General features: G+C 74.3%; 17 protein-coding genes and 1 pseudogene. 8 read left to right on the top strand and 10 right to left on the bottom strand.

What is annotated here, in order from left to right:
* Positions 1-14: 14 nt before the first annotated feature.
* The 3 genes from ABZ809_RS01380 to ABZ809_RS01370 are packed head-to-tail and all read left to right on the top strand — an operon-like array spanning position 15 to position 2,291.
* Positions 15-704, top strand: a complete 690-nt coding sequence (locus tag ABZ809_RS01380) for a carboxyltransferase domain-containing protein (RefSeq protein ID WP_357560333.1) — start codon at positions 15-17, stop codon at positions 702-704.
* On the top strand, positions 701-1,558 hold the full coding sequence (locus ABZ809_RS01375; RefSeq protein WP_357560332.1) for a biotin-dependent carboxyltransferase family protein: 858 nt from the start codon (positions 701-703) through the stop codon (positions 1,556-1,558). The genes ABZ809_RS01380 and ABZ809_RS01375 overlap by 4 nt, the downstream gene beginning before the upstream one ends.
* Complete coding sequence (locus ABZ809_RS01370; protein ID WP_357560331.1) at positions 1,542-2,291, top strand: 5-oxoprolinase subunit PxpA; 750 nt, start codon at positions 1,542-1,544, stop codon at positions 2,289-2,291. Before ABZ809_RS01375 ends, ABZ809_RS01370 begins: the two co-directional genes overlap by 17 nt.
* A gap of 86 nt (positions 2,292-2,377) precedes the next feature.
* On the opposite strand, the gene ABZ809_RS01365 is transcribed toward ABZ809_RS01370, so the two are convergent.
* The 3 genes from ABZ809_RS01365 to ABZ809_RS01355 all read right to left on the bottom strand — a co-directional run bounded on the left by ABZ809_RS01365 (position 2,378) and on the right by ABZ809_RS01355 (position 4,887).
* Positions 2,378-4,216 (bottom strand): NHL domain-containing thioredoxin family protein, encoded by a 1,839-nt coding sequence (locus ABZ809_RS01365; RefSeq protein ID WP_357560330.1) that lies wholly within the window; start codon positions 4,214-4,216, stop codon positions 2,378-2,380.
* A 132-nt stretch (positions 4,217-4,348) separates the two neighbouring features.
* The gene (locus ABZ809_RS01360) at positions 4,349-4,600 is read right to left on the bottom strand and encodes a flavin reductase (RefSeq protein WP_357560329.1); all 252 of its coding nucleotides are present in this window, start codon (positions 4,598-4,600) and stop codon (positions 4,349-4,351) included.
* Positions 4,600-4,887 carry a hypothetical protein gene (locus ABZ809_RS01355; RefSeq protein ID WP_357560804.1) on the bottom strand — a complete coding sequence of 96 codons (288 nt, stop codon included), beginning with the start codon at positions 4,885-4,887 and terminating at the stop codon, positions 4,600-4,602. The genes ABZ809_RS01360 and ABZ809_RS01355 overlap by 1 nt, the downstream gene beginning before the upstream one ends.
* A gap of 612 nt (positions 4,888-5,499) precedes the next feature.
* Between ABZ809_RS01355 and ABZ809_RS01350 the strand changes: the two genes are divergently transcribed.
* The 4 genes and pseudogenes from ABZ809_RS01350 to ABZ809_RS01335 all read left to right on the top strand — a co-directional run bounded on the left by ABZ809_RS01350 (position 5,500) and on the right by ABZ809_RS01335 (position 6,812).
* Complete coding sequence (locus ABZ809_RS01350; protein WP_357560328.1) at positions 5,500-6,006, top strand: XRE family transcriptional regulator; 507 nt, start codon at positions 5,500-5,502, stop codon at positions 6,004-6,006.
* Between the two features lie 26 nt (positions 6,007-6,032).
* Positions 6,033-6,152: pseudogene (locus ABZ809_RS01345) on the top strand (XRE family transcriptional regulator); the annotation flags it as partial.
* Entirely contained in the window at positions 6,143-6,334 is a 192-nt protein-coding gene (locus tag ABZ809_RS01340; protein ID WP_357560327.1) for a DUF397 domain-containing protein, read from the top strand. The pseudogene ABZ809_RS01345 and the gene ABZ809_RS01340, both read left to right, overlap by 10 nt.
* Before the next feature lie 106 nt (positions 6,335-6,440).
* Entirely contained in the window at positions 6,441-6,812 is a 372-nt protein-coding gene (locus ABZ809_RS01335; protein ID WP_357560326.1) for a hypothetical protein, read from the top strand.
* A gap of 256 nt (positions 6,813-7,068) precedes the next feature.
* Here ABZ809_RS01335 and ABZ809_RS01330 read toward each other — a convergent pair whose 3' ends face one another.
* The 6 genes from ABZ809_RS01330 to ABZ809_RS01305 form a co-directional block, all read right to left on the bottom strand.
* Positions 7,069-9,516 (bottom strand): hypothetical protein, encoded by a 2,448-nt coding sequence (locus ABZ809_RS01330; protein ID WP_357560325.1) that lies wholly within the window; start codon positions 9,514-9,516, stop codon positions 7,069-7,071.
* A 343-nt stretch (positions 9,517-9,859) separates the two neighbouring features.
* Positions 9,860-9,997 (bottom strand): hypothetical protein, encoded by a 138-nt coding sequence (locus ABZ809_RS01325; RefSeq protein ID WP_357560324.1) that lies wholly within the window; start codon positions 9,995-9,997, stop codon positions 9,860-9,862.
* 222 nt (positions 9,998-10,219) lie between these two features.
* Positions 10,220-11,713 (bottom strand): dihydrolipoamide acetyltransferase family protein, encoded by a 1,494-nt coding sequence (locus tag ABZ809_RS01320; RefSeq protein ID WP_357560803.1) that lies wholly within the window; start codon positions 11,711-11,713, stop codon positions 10,220-10,222.
* Positions 11,714-11,718: 5 nt separating this feature from the next.
* Entirely contained in the window at positions 11,719-12,708 is a 990-nt protein-coding gene (locus ABZ809_RS01315) for an alpha-ketoacid dehydrogenase subunit beta (RefSeq protein WP_357560323.1), read from the bottom strand.
* A complete protein-coding gene (gene pdhA, locus ABZ809_RS01310; RefSeq protein ID WP_357560322.1) occupies positions 12,708-13,883 on the bottom strand; it encodes a pyruvate dehydrogenase (acetyl-transferring) E1 component subunit alpha in 1,176 nt (391 codons plus the stop codon). The genes ABZ809_RS01315 and pdhA overlap by 1 nt, the downstream gene beginning before the upstream one ends.
* Before the next feature lie 664 nt (positions 13,884-14,547).
* Complete coding sequence (locus ABZ809_RS01305; protein WP_357560321.1) at positions 14,548-15,153, bottom strand: hypothetical protein; 606 nt, start codon at positions 15,151-15,153, stop codon at positions 14,548-14,550.
* A 171-nt stretch (positions 15,154-15,324) separates the two neighbouring features.
* Here ABZ809_RS01305 and ABZ809_RS01300 point away from each other — a divergent pair, with 171 nt between their 5' ends.
* Complete coding sequence (locus tag ABZ809_RS01300) at positions 15,325-15,849, top strand: phosphatase PAP2 family protein (protein ID WP_357560320.1); 525 nt, start codon at positions 15,325-15,327, stop codon at positions 15,847-15,849.
* Positions 15,850-15,972: 123 nt separating this feature from the next.
* On the opposite strand, the gene ABZ809_RS01295 is transcribed toward ABZ809_RS01300, so the two are convergent.
* Positions 15,973-17,196, bottom strand: coding sequence for a hypothetical protein (locus ABZ809_RS01295; RefSeq protein WP_357560319.1), 1,224 nt, complete (start codon positions 17,194-17,196; stop codon positions 15,973-15,975).
* Positions 17,197-17,290 lie beyond the last annotated feature (94 nt).

Below are 17,290 nucleotides of genomic sequence, written 5' to 3'. Positions count from 1 at the left end.
TGGAGTATGGCGGGATGCGGATCCGACCCGTCGGGGCGCACGCCCTGATGCTCGACTGTGCCGACGCCGACCAGGTGGAACGGTGGCGGGCGGAGTTGTGGTGGCGGCGCGAGCGCGGCGAGCTGACCGCCGTCGAGATCGTGCCGGCGGCGGTCACCGTCCTGCTCGACGGCGTGCCGGATCCGGCGGCGACGGCCGCCCGGATCGCCGCCTGGACCCCCGGGCCGGCCGGCACCCCCGCCCCCGGCCACGCACCCCCCGCCACCGACAGCACGATCGCCGCTGGCGGCAGCGCAGCCCTCGGGGCCGCCGGTGCGGGCACCGGCACGACCGTCGAGGTGCCGGTGACGTACGACGGGGAGGACCTGCCCCTCGTCGCCGACCACTGGGGGGTGGACGTGCCGGCGGTGGTCGAGCGGCTCACGAGCACCCCGTTCCGGGTGGCCTTCTGCGGCTTCGCCCCCGGGTTCGCCTACCTCACCGGGCTCCCCGCCGAACTGGCGGTGCCCCGGCTGCCCACCCCGCGCCCCCGGGTGCCCACCGGCTCGGTCGCCCTGGCCGGCCCGTACGCCGGGATCTATCCGGCGGCCTCGCCCGGCGGCTGGCTGCTGGTCGGACGCACCGACCTGCCCCTCTTCGACGTGCACGCCGACCCGCCGGCCCGGCTCACCCCGGGCACCCCGGTCCGCCTGGGGTCCGTGTGACCGCCGCCGTCGAGGTGCTCCGGGCCGGGGCGCTGACCACGGTCCAGGACCTGGGCCGGGTCGGTTGGGCGCACCTCGGCGTGCCCCGGTCGGGCGCGCTCGACCCGGCGGCGCTGCGGCTGGCCAACCGGCTCGTCGGCAACCCGGAGCCCACCGCCGGCCTGGAGATCACGATGACGGGCTGCGTGCTGCGGTTCCCCCGCGCGGCGACGGTCGCGGTGACCGGGGCCGGCGCCCACGTCCGGGTCGGCGACCGCCCCGGGGACGTGGGCCGGCCGCTGTCAGTGCCGGCGGGCAGCGTGCTGCGAATCGACCCGCCCCGCGACGGGCTGCGCAACTGGCTCGCGGTCGGCGGCGGCATCGACGTCGAGCCGGTGCTCGGCAGCCGGGCCACCGACACGCTCGCCGGGCTCGGCCCGCCCCCGCTGCGCGACGGCGACCGGCTGCCCCTGGGCGCACCGACCGGGCCACCCGCCCCGGTGGATTTCACCGTCCCGACGCCGGCCCCGGCCGAGCTGCGGCTGACGCTTCGCCTCGGCCCCCGTGCCGACTGGTTCACGCCGGCCGCGCTCGACCGGCTGTTCGGCAGCGCGTACACGGTCAGCCCGGTCAGCAACCGGGTCGGCGCGCGACTCACCGGCGCGGCCCTGCCCCGCGCGGTGGCCGGGGAACTGCCCAGCGAGGGCATCGTGCTCGGCGCGGTGCAGGTGCCGGCCGACGGCCAACCGCTGATCTTCCTGGCCGACCATCCGACCACCGGCGGGTACCCCGTCGTCGGGGTGGTGGACGACGTGACCCCGCTCGCCCAGGCCCGGCCAGGGACTACGGTCAGGTTCCATGGACCTCAACGCTGACCTCGGCGAGGGATTCGGCATCTGGCGGCTCGGCGACGACGCCGCCCTGCTGGATCTGATCACCTCCGCGAACGTCGCCTGCGGCTTCCACGCCGGTGACGCGTCCACGATGCGCCGCGTCTGCGCGGGCGCCGCCGAACGCGGGGTCGCCGTCGGCGCGCAGGTCGGCTACCGGGACCTCGCCGGCTTCGGCCGGCGACACATCGCGTACGACTTCGCGGAGCTGCGCGACGAGATCACCTACCAGCTCGGTGCCCTGGACGCGTTCTGCCGGCTGTTCCGCACCCGGGTCCGCTACCTGAAGCCGCACGGCGCGCTCTACCACGCCGCCGCCTGCGACGAGGCCCAGGCGGCGGCGGTGGTCGCGGCGGTCAGCGAGTACGACGACGGGCTGCCGCTGCTCTGCCTGCCCGGCTCGGTCCTCGCCCAGCTCGCCGCCGGGGCGGGGCTCCGGGTGGTCGCCGAGGGCTTCGCCGACCGGGGCTACCTGCCCAACGGTTCGCTGGTGCCCCGCTCCGCCCCCGGCGCGCTGGTCACCGACCCGGACGAGGTGGCTCTCCGGGCCGTCCGGATGGCCACCGAGCGGACGGTGGTCGCGGTCGACGGCAGCGTCGTACCGTGCCCCGTCGAGTCGATCTGCCTGCACGGCGACACCCCCGGCGCGGTCCGCTGCACCGAGTTGGTCCGCGCCGCGCTGATCGACGCGGGGGTCACGCTCACTCCGTTCGCGTGAAAGGAAGGGCACCTTCCTATCGCTTTTTGTAGAGGAAGGTGCCCTTCCTTACGCGGGCAGCGCGGCGGGCAGCGGCCGGGCGGCCGTCAGGTGTCGAGGCCGCGGAGCACCAGGGGCAGCCGGGCCGTGGCGCCGTCGGCCACCCGGACCGGTACGCCCCAGTCCTGGCGGGTCAGGTGGCAGGCCGCGTGCTCGACGTCCGCGTCGCAGGTCGCCGCCTGGGCGGTCACCTGGAGCACGCCCCCGGGCACGTCGCCGTTCACCACCAGCCGGCGGGACAGGTCCGTGCCGGCGCCGGCCCCCTCCAGCAGCAGCTCGGGCGGGGACGCGGACACGACCAGTCGCGTCGACGGGCCGTACGTCTCGTCGAGTTTCTGCCCCGGTGCGGGGGTGAAGACGACGTCCAGGGTCACCTCGCCGGCCGGCACGTCGGTGGGCTTGCGTTCGGTGCGGTGCCGGGGGCCGTCGACGGTGCGGGCGCCGGCCGCCGAGAGGGCGCCCGGCGCCAGCCGGGTCAGCCGGTGGGCGGCCGACTCCACCACCAGCACCTCGCCGGCCGGGGTGAGCACCAGGTCGCTCGGCTCGGCGAGCCCGTCGGCGACCGTGGAGACCCGGTCGCTCTCCGGATCGAAGCGGCGGACCGCCCCGTTGTACGTGTCGGCTACCAGCACCGAGCCGTCCGGCAGCGCGCACACCCCCAGCGGGTGCTGGAGCAACGCCTCCGACGCCGGCCCGTCGACGTGGCCGAAGTCGAAGAGGCCCTGCCCGACGGCGGTGCCCATGACGTCGTTCTCGACGTACCGGATCGCGCTGGTCTCGCTGTCGGCGATCCAGAGCCGGGCGCCGTCGGCGGAGACGGAGAGGCCCGACGGCTGCGCCATCCACGCCTCGGCCAGCAGGCCGTCGCGCAGGGCCTCGACGGTGGTGCCCGCGTACATGCCGGCGGTGCGCTTCACCGGGTCGAACCACCAGAGCTGGTGGATGCCGGCCATGGCGATGACGACCTTGTCGTCGTACCAGGCCAGGTCCCAGGGGGAGGAGAGGTCGACCGAGAGCGCGTCGTGCGCGTGGTCGTCGACCGTGGCCCGCCACTGCCGGCCGGTGCCGGCGACGGTGATGACCTCACCGTCCGCCAGGCGTACGCCGCGCAGCAGGTGGTTGACGGTGTCGGCGACGACCAGGTCGTAGCCGGCCACCTCGGCGGTGTGCGCGGGCAGCAGGCACAGCCCCTGCGGCTCGGAGAAGGTGGCCGCCCCGGCGGGACCGTCGGCGCGGCCCCGGCTGCCCGTGCCGATCCGGCGGACCAGGGTCTCGCCGTCCGGGGCCAGCTCGGCCAGGGAGTGCCGGGCCGAGTCCGACACCAGCAGGTTGCCGTTCTCCAGCAGCACCGCCTTGCCGGGGAAGCGCAGCGTGGTCTCCGGCTCGGCGGGCGGCACGTACGGGCCGTCGCCCCGGCGCAGGGTGCCCTTCGCCTCGTGGGTGGCGATCAGGTCGTCGATCAGGCGGGCCAGCCCTTCGGCGTGACCCTCGCCGGCCATCGTCGCCACCACGTAGCCCTCGGGGTCGATCACCGACAGGGTCGGCCAGGCGCGGGCCGCGTACTGCTGCCACATGCCCAGCTCGGGGTCGTCGAGCACGGGGTGGTGGACGCCGTACCGCTCCACCGCGGCGGCCAGCGCGTCCGGGTCCTTCTCGTGCTCGAACTTCGGCGAGTGCACGCCGATCACGACGAGCACGTCGCCGTACTTCTCCTCCAGCGGGCGCAGCTCGTCGAGCACGTGCAGGCAGTTGATGCAGCAGAAGGTCCAGAAGTCCAGAACGGCTATCCGGCCCCGGAGATCCTGCAACGTCAGGCTCTGTCCACCCGTGTTGAGCCACTGCCGGCCCCGCAGTTCGGGGGCACGTACGCGCGGTGTCGTTCCCATGTCTGTCAGCCTGCCACGTCGCCCCGGGCCGGGCCGGGTGTCGTGACCCGGACGACAGGCGGCTCCGCAAGCCCGCCCCGCTCCGCTGCGACGGGGGTCGCAACGGCCCGGGGCGGGCGGCCCGGGTGCCGGCTACAGGACGGGCGTCGCCCAGCGCACGAAGCGTCGGTCCAGGTCAACCGGCGGGTGGCCGTCCTGCTCGGCCAGGTGCTCCGCTGCCTCGGCCCGCAGCGTCTCCAGGTAGACCATCAGGCCCTTCCGGTTCTCGCGGTACTCGCCGAGGAGCCTCAGCTTCGCCGCCGAGCAGGGCCAGGCGATGCCGCATGACTGGCAGCGCCAGGTGGGCCGGGACGGCTGGTGCGGGAGGATGCGCCGGGGCTTCATCAGCCGACCCTCGCGGGAGTACGTGGCTGCGGCCGGCGTACGGACGGGGTGGTCGTGGGTCGCTCGGGCACGGTCTGACGCCAGCGCACCCCCTCGCGCCGGACGTACAACTCGCGTTTCGCGACGGCGGCGCCGTGGGCGTCGAGTTGGTAGCCCTCGAACCACAGCCACCCGTCGTACGTGTGCCGCTCGGGAAGCTCACGGATCACGCGGACGAGGATCGGGTTCACGAACTGCGGGGACGCGGCGTGGGTCAGGTGCACGACGTCGCCGGCCTTCAGCTTCACCACCGGCCCCCGTTCCGCCCATGGTCCCAGCGCGAGGCGGGGGCGACGTTGTTCACTCGCCCCGGCCCCCGGTACGGCGGGACGAAGGGCCCGATCGGACCGGGCACGATCGGGCGGGCCGGCGGCGTGTTGCTCTTCGGCGCGGGCTGCGGGGCGGGTTTCGGCTGGTCGTCGGGCACGGTGCTCCCCTCGGTCGGCGTAGGAAGAGGGGCCGCCGGGATGCCAACGGACGACGGCCCCTCCCTGGCAGCACGACCGGCGGGCTTCGGTGCCTCCACCGGCGCGTGCCATCTACTACGCAACGCTTCCATCGGGTTGCGGACGGTTGAACCGCCGCAATGAGGCCATCGAGGGACGTCTAGGAAAGGTCCCCAGGGGATGCCCAGGAACGAAGCGCTGCGCGAGGCCCTGACCGTGGCGGGCCTCACTGTCGCTGACCTTGCCGTTAAGTGCAACGTGGACGCGAAGACGGTTGAGCGGTGGATCAGCCGTGGTCGCCTTCCTCACCCTCGATCGCGGGTGCGAGTTGCCTCAGTCCTAGGTAAAGATGTAGATGTGCTGTGGCCTGACGTTGTTCGCCGTGCGGTGAAGGTAGGAGCAGACCGTGAGATCGTGGGCGTGTACCCGCGCCGATCCGACCTCCCACGCTCTTTGTTCGGTGAGTTGATTACGCAGGCGCGTTCACGGCTGTGGTTTGGTGGATACACCAGCTACTTCGTATGGCTGGAAGTATCAAACGCTGCCGCCAGGCTAGGCGCGAAGGCGCGTGAAGGCGCCGACATCCGGTTTCTGCTGGGTGATCCGGCTAGCTCGGTCACCGCGAACCGCGAACGCATCGAGGACACCCCGCTGACCCTCGCCACGCGCATTGCCATGACGCAGGCCGAGATCGCCAAGTCGCCAGAGGCACTGCCAACCCGTCTGACCGACCGCCACATTGCGATGTCGGTTTGGGTCTTCGACAGTGAGGCGATCGTGGCAACTCACATCGGCGCGGGTCTAGGCCAGGACTCGGTGACTCTGCACTTGCGGCGCAGAAATGCCGGCGGTGCGTTTGACCGCTATGTGGAGCACTTCGAGGAACTGTGGGCGGGCGCCCAGGTCGCCGAACGGGCCTGACCAAACCGCCCGACGCGGGCGCAGATCTGGACCAGACATCGGACCTTGTTAGCCTTGAACGACGTTGGGAGCGCATTCGCGGGGAGGCGCTTCCGCGCGGGCGGACCCTGGATCTCCTGAGAGAAGCGGCCAGATCATGGACATGACCGGCGCGCGGTGGCGCAAGAGCACGAAGAGCGGCGGCAACGGCGGCAACTGTGTCGAGGTCGCCGACAATCTGCCCGGCGCGGTGGGCGTCCGCGACTCGAAAGACCCGGCCGGCCCGGCCCTCGTCTTCGCGCCGGCCGCCTGGCGGGCGTTCGTCGCCCGGGTCGCCGAGCTGGCCTGACCGCCGTCCCGCCGCACCACCACCGACCACCCGAGACTGGCTAGATAGAGCGGGCCAGGCACCGGGCAGGGGCCATGCCCGGATCGCGGCGTGACACGATGCCCGCGTGGAGCAGGCTGAGCGCTACCCGCTGGTCCGGCTCGGCCCGGGGGCGGGTCCGCGTCTCGAATGGGAGAACTACGCCAGCCTCTTCGTCCTCGAAGCGTCCCAGGGCCTCATCGGTCCCGAGGTCCTCGGCGTCAGCGTCGAGGCCAGGGCGGATGAGATCATCGTCCACGTCTGCCTCCGCGAGGAGAACGAGGCGGTGGCGGACGACCTCGACGAGCTGGTGGCCGAGTTCGACGCCGTCCAGGGCGGCGTCGTGGAGCCGCAGGTCCGGGTCACGATAGCGAAGCATCTCGGCGACACCGATCCTCGCTGGCCGGGCTACTCCCACCCCCGGATCTTCCTGATCAGCGACCGCATGCGGGGGCGCTGAACCGAGGCGGCCACCCGCACGCTGCCGGCAAGCGGGGCAATCGAACGGTGGCGGTACCGCTATCGTGCGGGCCATGGGTGCGATCAGGCCGTGGCACATCGCCACGCTGTGCTGTCTCGTCACGTCCGTCGCGCTCATCGGCGGCCTGGTCTGGTACCTGGTCACGAGGGCCAACCGCCGCTAGCCGGGCACCGGCGCGAAGCGGGTAGCACGACGGCGGGGCCACGGTCTCCCGTGACCCCGCCGTCGTGAGTGGCTACTGACCTGCCGGCTTGAGGCAGAGCACCCGGTTCGCCCCGCCGCCCTGGAGCACCACGTGCGGCTGGGTCGGGTCGGCGCACTTGTCCTTGGCGTCCACCTTGGAGACCACGGTGAAGGCGCCGGCCTCGCCGCATCCCACCGCCGTCGCGCCCTCGCCCGACTGCTTGACGCAGCTACCGACCGCCGGGTCGAACGCCGGGGTCTCGTCCCCGCCGCCGAACTTGCCGAGCAGCATGAGCAGGCCCAGCGGCACCGCGAGGATGAGCACCGCCGCGACGAGCACCGCCGCGAGCACCCGGCCGTTGCGTACCTTCGGCGTGGGCGCCTCGGTCTTCGGCTCGGCGATCGGCTTGAACGAGTCGAACCGGTTCTGGTCCGGCTCCGGGGCACCCTGGTCCCAGGAGGGACCGGACTGCTGCGGGGGCGGCGGGAACGCCGCCGGGAACGCGCCGCCCGGCGAGGGCTCGGCCATCGGGGCGGGCCCGTAGCCGGGTGCCGCGCCGCCGGCTCCCGGAGCACCGAACTGGTCGGCGGGGCGCTCCGCGCCGCCATGCGGCCGGACCCCGTTCACGGGACGGTCGCTGACCGGCGCGTCGACGAAGGACGGCACGCCCGGCGGGAAGGCCGGGGGCGCGGCCGGCGAGGCGGGCGCGACGGGGGAGACCGCGCCGAAGACGGCCGTACCGCTCGGTGCCCGCTCGTCGAAGCGCGGCTCCGGCGCCTGGTCGAACCGGGACTCCGGGCCCTGGCCGAAGCGGTTGTCCTGCCCCTGGTCGAACCGGCTGCCGTGCCCCTGGTCGAAGCGCGGATCCGGCCCCTGGCCGAACCGGTCGTCCTGGCCCTGGTCGAAGCGCGGGCCCTGGTCGAAGCGCGGATCCGGGCCCTGGTTGAACCGGGGATCCGGGCCCTGGTCGAAGCGGGGCGACGGCGCGTGGTCCGGCCAGTGCGCCGCGTTCGGGTCGTCCTGCTCCGGCTCGTCCGCCGGCTCCGGGTTGGCCGGCCGGCCGTACACCCGGGGCTGCGGCGCGGGCGTGCCGGCCGGTCGCAGGGCCTGGTCGGTCGGCGGCATCACCCGGCTGGCCAGCGGCACCGAGGCGCTCGCGGAGACGCCGCCGGCCGCCGGATTGGCGGCCTCCGGCGACGTACGCGGAGCGGGGACCACCGGCCCGGCGGGGGACTGCGGCTCGTCGTGCCGGGAGCCGGCCTGGGCCCAGCCCGGCTGCTCCTGCTCGTACGCGGACGGGCCGGGCTGCTCGGGGGTGAACGCGGCCGGCGGAGCGAAGTCGGCCGGCGGGGCGGCGGCCAGGCTGGCACCGGGCACGCGCTGCTCCTGCGGGGGCAGCGGCACGGCGTTGCCGGGCGAGATGCCGGGGCCGGGAGCGGGCTGGTAGGCGGGCGGCTCCTCGGCCCGCTCCGCCTCCCAGCCGGTGCCGGCCCGGTTCGGGGCGGGCTCGTCCGGTGCGCCGGAGGCCGTTCCCTGGCCGCCCGACCCCGCCTCCGCGCGGCCCCACACCTCGTCGGCCGACCACGGCTCGACATCGGACAACGCCGGGTGGTCGGGGGCGTTGCCGGCCCGCTGCTGCGGGTTCTCGGTGGCGGAACCCCACGGCGCCGGTCCGCCGCCGTCGCCAGGCACCGGGACGGAGGCCCGGCCGGGCGGAGTGGACGTGGGCTGGGCGGGGCCCCAGCCGTTCGCGTCCCGGTCGTCGGGCTGCTGGGGCACCGAGGCGGCGCCCCGCGCGGGGCGGGCCGGCTCGTCCCGGGCCGCCCACTCCTCGCTCTGCGGCTGGTCGCCCTGCTGGCCGGTGCCGGGCCAGCCGCCGGAGCGGTTGGGGTCGTCCTGCTGCGCGGCCCAGTCGCCCTGCTCGGGGCGGGCGTCGGGAGCGGTGCCGTCCGGGCCGGCGGGGTCGTCCTGGCCGGACCAGGGCTGTCCGGCGGGGGCAGCGGGGGCGGGCTGCGGCACGCGGGCCGCGCCACGGGCGGCGGGCTCGGCCTGCGCCCAGGCCGGCGACGGCTGCTCGGTCGCCCCCCAGGCGGGCTGCTCCGGGGCGGCGTTCGGCGGCTGCGGGGTGGGGTGCGGCGGGGCGGGGTGCGGCGGCTGCGCGCCGGCGGCCCAGGCGGGGCCGGCCTGCTCCTGCGCGCCCGGCCATGCCGGCTGCGGCGACCCGCCGGCCGGCCCCCACTGGCCGGGCTGGGCCGGGTCGGTCTGCTGCGGTGCCTGGGCGGCCCACGCGGGGGCCGGCTGCTGCTCGCCCTGCACGCCCCAGGCGGGCGGGCTCGGCCGCCCGGACGGTGGCGGGGGCGCCCAGCCCAGATCGGGGGCGTCGACGCCGTAACCGTTGCCCTGCTGCGCCGGGCGGTCGCCGTACGGCGCCGGTCCGCCGGCGCCCGGCGACACCTCGTCCGGCTGCTGGCCGGGGTGGTGCGTGCCCTCGGACGTCATGCGTGCGCCTCCTCCATAACCTGTCGGCCGCCGCTGCCGATCGGTCTGCTCGGCAGGGTGGCCGGCGTCGCCGGTGTACCGGCAGTTCCGGCTCCCCGCACCGTATCCGGTGGCCGCCCGAGAGCGTCCGGGGAGCGCGGTCGTCACTCCACGTGGTCGGATGGTTTCGAGCGGCTTCTATCGACTCGACCCGCTCCGGCCGGGCGGGCGACGACCGAAGCCCACCGTACCGGGCGCTGCTGCGAGGCGGAATCCCGGTCTCAACCGGTGTGAAACGCCGATGACCCGCCCGGGCGGACCGGGCGGGTCATCGATCTGGAGGAGGTGAGAAAGGATCTGGGCGTCAGCTCATGTGACGCTGGGCGATGGCGAGGAGTTCTTCGCGGACCGCGGGCGAGTTGGCGGAGCGCAGCGCGTGCTCGATGGCGCGGGCGCGGCGGTTGGCGTCGCGGCGGTGGCGGATTCGCTCGATCATGCTCATGGTGGTCTCTCCTCCTGGGCTATTCGGTTGTCGACCCCTTGATGTCTCTATTGAACACCAAGACAGTGGCAACTTCCATCGATTCTTAGGTGAGCTGCGACACGAGCCTAACGATCGAAGGTTCGAGGGGTGGGTGACCGACGTTTCTGTTCCGGAATAGACGCGGCCGGTGTGCCGGGCGTTAACCCGTGGCACACCGGCCGTAGCTGGCGTCGAGACCGGTCAGGTCCAGGCGAGCAGCGCCGCCTCCGGATCGGCCAGGAAGTCCCCGATGTCGCGCAGGAACTTCGAGCCCAGCTCACCGTCGATGATCCGGTGGTCGAAGGAGAGGCCCAGCGTGGTGACCTGACGCGGCCGGACCTTGCCCTTGTGCACCCAGGGCATCTCGCGGACCGCGCCGAAGGCCAGGATGGCCGACTCGCCCGGAGGCAGGATCGGCGTACCGGTGTCCACTCCGAACACGCCGACGTTGGTGATCGTCAACGTGCCGCCGGACATGTCGGCCGGCGAGGTCTTCCCGGCCTTGGCCGTCTGCACCAGGCCGGTCATCGCGTCCGCCAGCTCGCGCAGCGAGAGCCGGCCGGCGTCCTTGATGTTCGGCACGATCAGCCCGCGCTCGGTGGCCGCCGCGATGCCCAGGTTGACGTACTCCTTGACCACGATCTCGTCGCCGGCCCAGGTCGAGTTGACCATCGGATGGCGCTTGACCGCCAGCAGCACCGCCTTGGCCACCAGCAGCAGCGGCGAGACCCGGACGTCGCGCCACTCCCGCCGGTCGCGGAGCCGGTCCAGGGCCTTCATCGCCCGGGTCACGTCGACGGTGAGGAACTCCGTGACGTGCGGCGCGGTGAACGCCGAGCGGGACATGTTCTCCGCGGTGAGCTTGCGTACCCCCTTGACGGGGATGCGCTGCTCGCGGTCCGCGCCGAAGCTCGCGGCCGTCGTGGCCGGGGCCGGCACCGCGGCCGGCGCGGCCGCCGCCGTGGCCCCGCTCGCCGCCTGCTGTACGTCCTCCCGGGTGATCGAGCCCAGCGGGCCCGACCCGGTCAGCGTGGCCAGGTCGACGCCGAGGTCCCTGGCGAGCTTGCGTACCGGCGGCTTGGCCAGCACCGGCCCACGGGCCGGGCCGTGCCCGTTCGACGGCGCGGTCACCACCGGAGCGACCGGAGCCGGCGGAGCGACCGGAGCCGGCGGGGCGGCCGGAGCCGGCGGGGCGGGCGCGACCGGGGCAGCCGCCTGGGTCGGCAGCGGGGTGCCGCCCCGGCGCGGGCGCCGCTTGGCCGCCGTGGTCCGCGGGCCGTAGCCGACCAGCACGGCGGTACGCCCACCCGGGGCGGGACCGCCGATCAGGCCCGGCTCGACCGCGCCCTCGGCCGGCGCGACCTCGACCGCGGCCAGCGACGCCGCCGACGGGGTCGGCAGGGCGGATGCCGGCGCACCGGTCGTCGACGCCTCGATCGGCCCGGCGCCCGGGTCGGTGTCGATAGCGATGATCGGCGTGCCGACCTCGACCGTGCTCCCCTGCGGGTGGAAGATCGCGTGCACCTGGCCGGCCCACTTCGCCGGGATCTCGACGGCCGCCTTGGCCGTCTCCACCTCGACGATCGGCTGGTTCAGCTCGATGACGTCACCGACCTCGACCAGCCAGGCGAGGATCTCCCCCTCGGTCAGGCCCTCGCCCAGGTCGGGCAGGTTGAATTCCTTGATCCGCGACATGCCGCTCACCAGCCGAAGGTGCGGTCGACGGCGTCGAGCACCCGGTCGAGGTCGGGCAGGTACTCCTCCTCCACCCGGGCCGCCGGGTAGGGGGTGTCGAAGCCGGTCACCCGCAGCACCGGGGACTCCAGGGAGTAGAAGCACTCCTCGGTGATCCGGGCCGCGATCTCCGAGCCCAGGCCCAGGTTGCCGGGGGCCTCGTGCACGACCACGCAGCGGCCGGTGCGCCGCACCGACTCGTAGGCGGCGGTCAGGTCCAGCGGGGAGAGCGTGCGCAGGTCGATGACCTCCAGCTCCCGGCCGTCCTCGGCGGCGGCGGTCGCCGCGTCCACGCAGGTCCGGACCATCGGCCCGTACGCCAGCACGGTGGCGTCCGTGCCGGGCCGGACGACCCGGGACGAGTGCAGCGGGTACGCGTCGGCCAGCGGGGCGTCCAGCTCCACCGGGCCCTTCTCCCAGTAGCGCCGCTTCGGCTCCAGGAAGACGATCGGGTCGTCCGAGGCGATCGCCTGCTGGATCATCGAGTAGGCGTCCTGCGGGTTGGCGCAGGACACCACCTTGAGGCCGGCGGTGTGGGCGAAGTAGGCCTCCGGCGACTCCGAGTGGTGCTCGACCGCGCCGATGCCACCGCCGAAGGGAATCCGGATGACCATCGGGATCCGGACCTTGCCCTGCGAGCGGTAGTGCATCTTCGCCACCTGCGACACGATCTGGTCGTACGCCGGGTAGACGAAGCCGTCGAACTGGATCTCGCAGACCGGCCGGAAGCCCCGGATGGCCAGGCCGACCGCGGTGCCGATGATGCCGGACTCGGCGAGCGGGGTGTCGATCACCCGCTGGTCGCCGAAGTCCTTCTGGAGGCCGTCGGTGATCCGGAAGACGCCGCCGAGCTTGCCGACGTCCTCGCCCATGATGACGACCTTCGGGTCGTTCTCCAGGGCCTTGCGCAGACCGGTGTTGAGGGCCTTGCCGAGGGTGAGCGTCTCCGTGGCCATCAGTGGGCGCTCCCCTCGAACGACTCCAGGTAGCTGGTGAACTGCGCCCGCTGCTCGTCGAGCTCGGGGGACCCGTGGGGGTAGACGTGGTCGAACATCGTCGCCGGCTCGGGGTCGGGCATGGCGAGCACCCGCTCGCGCAGGTGCACCGACTCGGTGCGCGCCTGCTCGTCGACGGCCGCGAAGAAGTCCGCGTCGGCGATCTGCTGCTTCTCCAGGAACGCCTTCATCCGGGCGATCGGGTCCTTGGCCTGCCAGGCCTCGACCTCGCTGGCGATCCGGTAGCGGGTCGGGTCGTCGGAGGTGGTGTGCGCCCCCATCCGGTAGGTGTAGGCCTCGATCAGGCTGGGGCCCTGGCCAAGCCGGGCGTTGTCCAGCGCGTGCCGGGTCACCGCGTACGAGGCCAGCACGTCGTTGCCGTCGACCCGGACGCCGGGGAAGCCGAAGCCGCCCGCCCGCTGGTAGAGCGGGACGCGGGTCTGCCGCTCCAGCGGCTCCGAGATGGCGTACTGGTTGTTCTGGCAGAAGAACACCAGCGGGGCGTTGAAGACGCTGGCCCAGACGAACGACTCGTTGACGTCGCCCTGGCTGGTGGCGCCGTCGCCGAAGTAGGCGATCACCGCCTCGCCGTCCTCGGTGCCGGTCTTGCCGTCCATGTGGACGCCCATGGCGTAGCCCGTCGCGTGCAGGGTCTGCGCCCCGATCACGATCGTGTACATGTTGAACTTGAACTCGTTCGGGTCCCAGCCGCCCTGGTCGACGCCCCGGAACAGGCCGAGCGGCATGATCGGGTCGATGCCCCGGCAGTAGAGGACGCCGTGCTCGCGGTAGGTCGGGAAGGCCATGTCCTGCGTACGCAGGGCGCGTCCCGAACCCACCTGCGCGGCCTCCTGGCCCAGCAGGCTGGCCCACAGGCCCAGCTCGCCCTGGCGCTGGAGCGCGGTGGCCTCGGCGTCGAGCTTGCGGACCAGCACGAGGTCGCGGTAGAGCCCGCGGTACTCCTCGTCGGTGAAGTCGACGCGGTACTCGGTCCCGTCCGGGCCGGTCGCACTCTCGCGCCGCTCGCCCTCCGGGGTGAGCAGCTGCACCAGCTGCGGGTCGCCGGTCGCGCCCTTCCTGGACCGGGGTGCGGCCCGTCGGCCGCGGCTGGAGACCCCGGGGTCGCCCTTTGCCATCCGTCTCTCCCTGTCTGTGTGCGTCGGCACCGGGGGGTCACCCGGCCGCGCAACTCGTGCGCCTGCCCGGCTGCTGCCGGACGGGTTCCTGGCGTCCGCGCCTAGCCCCGGTGGGGGTTGCCGCGCGGCATGAGCCGGATTCTTTGGCCGAACCCGGATCGGGAGCGCCGGCGCCCAGCCGTGCCTGCCGCGGGTGCGCGGAGGTCGTGGCTGCGTTGCCGTCGTGGTCCATATTCGCATCACACGTGAGCGTGCCCACAGTGCGCCTGTCCCCCGTCGGGCCGGTGACCTGTTTCGTCGCACGAAGTTCCCGGTGTCCCTTGCAGCGACTCCCGGCCGATCCGGTCATGGTTCGTCACCGTTCGGCCAGATAGGTGTGTCGACACGCTGTGCAGGGTTGGCTGACACAGCGTCACTGGTCCAGGCTGATTGTTGCGGGATCGTCCGCGTCGGGCGGTTTGCCGCTTCCGCGCGCCCAGGCTGTCGTCGGGCTTCGGGTCGGTCTCCGTGTCGCGCGACGGTGCCAACGAGGAGGAGTGCGGGTGTCCGAGCCAGGTGAAGGTCCCAGCGCCCCTCCCTTCCTCGGCCGGCACCGCGCCCACGGCGGCTATCGCCGGGTGGTCGGCGCGCACCGGGCGCCCGGCTTCGGCGGGCCGTCCCGGGGCTACCTGTTCACCGTGGCACTGCTCGCGGGCACCGCGTCGATGCCGATCCTCGCCGCGATCAGCACCGGCTCCGCCACGGTCGGCAGCACCGCCCTGCCGGACAGCAGCACGCCCTTCCTCCCGACGCCGTCGGTGGGCCCGGTGGTGATTCCGCTGCCGCCGACGAGCCAGCCGTCGACGGCCCCGTCGACCCCGTCCCCGAGCGTCTGGTGGCCCGTCGCGCCCACCCCGCGTACGCCGGTGGTCGCGGCGCCGGCCCCGGCGGAGCGCGACGTGCCCGCGCACCCGAGGCCGCCGGCTCCGGTGCCGATCCGGCCCGGGCCCGGCGCCAGGCCGGCCCCACCATCCTCGCCGAGCCCGGCCCCGAGTCCTTCGCCGTCGCCGAGTCCCTCGCCGAGCCCTTCGCCGAGTCCTTCGCCGTCGCCGAGCCTCTCGCTGGAGCCCTCGCCGAGCCCGAGCCCCAGCCCGGCGCCCACGCCGACGGATCCCCCGAGCGACGAACCGACGCCGGTGGAGCCGACGGTCACCGTCTCGGTATCGCCTTCGGTGCCCGAGCCGTCGGAGGCTCCCGCACCCACCGCGTCCTCCGCGCCTCCCGCGTCCACGACCTCCCCACTCCCGGGCGGCCCGACCGCTCTGCCTGCACCAGAGGCGGGACGCTGAGCGCAGCGAAAGGCGGAGGTGGGCCCAGGGCTCATCCGGCGGCCGGGCCCCGACCCGGCCCGGCCCTGCGGCTCGCCCGCTTCGTCACCGAGCTGACCGCGCCCGCGGTGCTCGTGTCGGCACTGACGCTGGCGGTCGGCTGGCACAGCGCCCGGGACGGCGCGTACGGCCTGGCCTGGGGGCTGCTGGCCACGCTCTTCGTCAGCGGCATCCCGTTCGCGTACATCGTCGGCGGGGTGCGCCGGGGCCGGCTGACCGACCACCATGTGGGGGCCCGCGAGCAGCGCCGGGTCCCGCTGCTGTTCGGCCTCGGCTCGGTGGCCGCCGGCCTGGCCCTGCTCGCGGTACTCGGCGCGCCCCGGCCGGTGCTGGCCCTGGCCGCCGCCGGGCTGGTCGGCCTGGTGGTCGCCGTGGCGGTGAGCCACTGGTGGAAGATGTCGATCCACTCGGCGGTGGCCGCGGGCACCGTGGTCGTCCTGGTGCTCACGTTCGGGGTGGGGTTGCTGGCGACCGCGCCGCTGCTCGCGCTCGTCGGCTGGTCCAGGGTCCGCCTGCGCGACCACACGGTGCCCCAGGTGCTCGCGGGCGCAGTCCTGGGCGCCCTGGTAGCCACCCTGGTCTTCGCCCCCCTCCACTGACCCGCCCCCGCCTCCCGCCCCCCGCTCCCGCGGACCGGCCCGTTGATCATGACGTTGGCGGCAGTGGAGGAGATCGACTTCGCCGCCAACGTCATGATCAACGCGAGGGTGTGCGGGTGGGGGTTAGGCGGGGTCGTCCGTCAGGCGGTGGCGGTTGGCCTCGATCCACGCGTCCAGGGCGGCCGGGTCGTCGGGGTCGACGCCGTCAGCCATGAGCTGCGCGACGGCGGCGGTGGCGGGGCTGCGGCGTTCGCCCGTGCTGTAGAGGCGCGCGAACTCCGGCACCATCTCCTCGATGGCGGTGTCGGTCTGCGCCGCCGCGCGCGCCGGCAGCCCGCGCTTGCGGGCGGCGTACCCGGCCCAGCCGCGCAGCACCCGGGGCAGCAGCGCGGCGTCGTCCATGTCCAGCACCGCCCGCCGGTGCACCCAGTCGAGCAGGAACAGCCCGCAGACGGTGGGGCTCCACCGCAGCGGGTCGGCGTCCGGGAAGCTGGCCGCGTGGTCCAGCAGCAGGCTGAGGCAGAAGTGCAACGAGGCCAGCTCCGCCCCGTCGATGGCGTCCAGGCCGAACCGGGCCGCCTCCGGTGCGGCGAGGAACCGGCGGACCAGCTCCGTACGCTCGGCGGCGGACAGCGGCTCGGCGGCGGGCACGGGGGCCGCTCCGGCGGCCTGGGGCAGCCGCGCCAGCCGCGCGCCGAGCAGGGCGCGGTCGGTGGCGAGCGAATCCTCCCCGGGCAGTTCGGCGAGACCGTCGGTGATCGTCAGGTGGCGGGTCACCTCGGCGCGCATCCGGGCCGGGTCCTCGTCGCGGAACCAGGTCAGCTCGTCCCCGGCGCACATCTGCCGGACCTGGTCGAGGATCCGGTCGGGCGGCCCGCCGACGAAGATGTCCTTGGTGATGCCGATGTTGTGGTCGAGGAGGGTCACCACGGCGTGCGCCGCACCGCCGGCCGGCTCGTCGTAGGCGAAGGTCGCCAGGTAGGAGGTCTGGTCGCCGTAGACGTCGCCGTACGACCAGCAGCCTGTCAGGTGCACCCGGCCGAGCTGCGCGGCCCAGGCGGGGGTGACCGCGCCGGGGCGGATCCGCCCGGCACCCTCGGCGTCGGGCACCAGCGCGGCGAACACGGAGCGGATGGTGGTCGCCGCGGCCGAGCGGCGGCGGGAGGTGGCGGCCAGGAATCCGGCCACGAACTCCCGGACGGCGGCGTCACGCTCGGCCTCCGCGACCGAGTAGACGCTGCCGAGCAGGGCCGCGCCGAGCATCTCCGCGTCGAGCGCGCTGTCCAGCTTGGCCACGTCGCGGGCGGCGTGCAGCACCGCGTCGTAGGGGGTCTGAGGCGTTCCCATCCACCGACCCTACGCTGCCGCCCGCCTCCGGACGGCACGAGCGACCCGAGCGTTCGCCCGCGTCGTGGGCACACCGCCGCCGACCTGCGGCTGG

The organism is Micromonospora sp. NPDC047074 (genome assembly GCF_040643815.1).
In the GTDB taxonomy this organism is placed as follows: domain Bacteria; phylum Actinomycetota; class Actinomycetes; order Mycobacteriales; family Micromonosporaceae; genus Micromonospora.
This window is presented reverse-complemented; position numbering and strand designations above follow the sequence as displayed.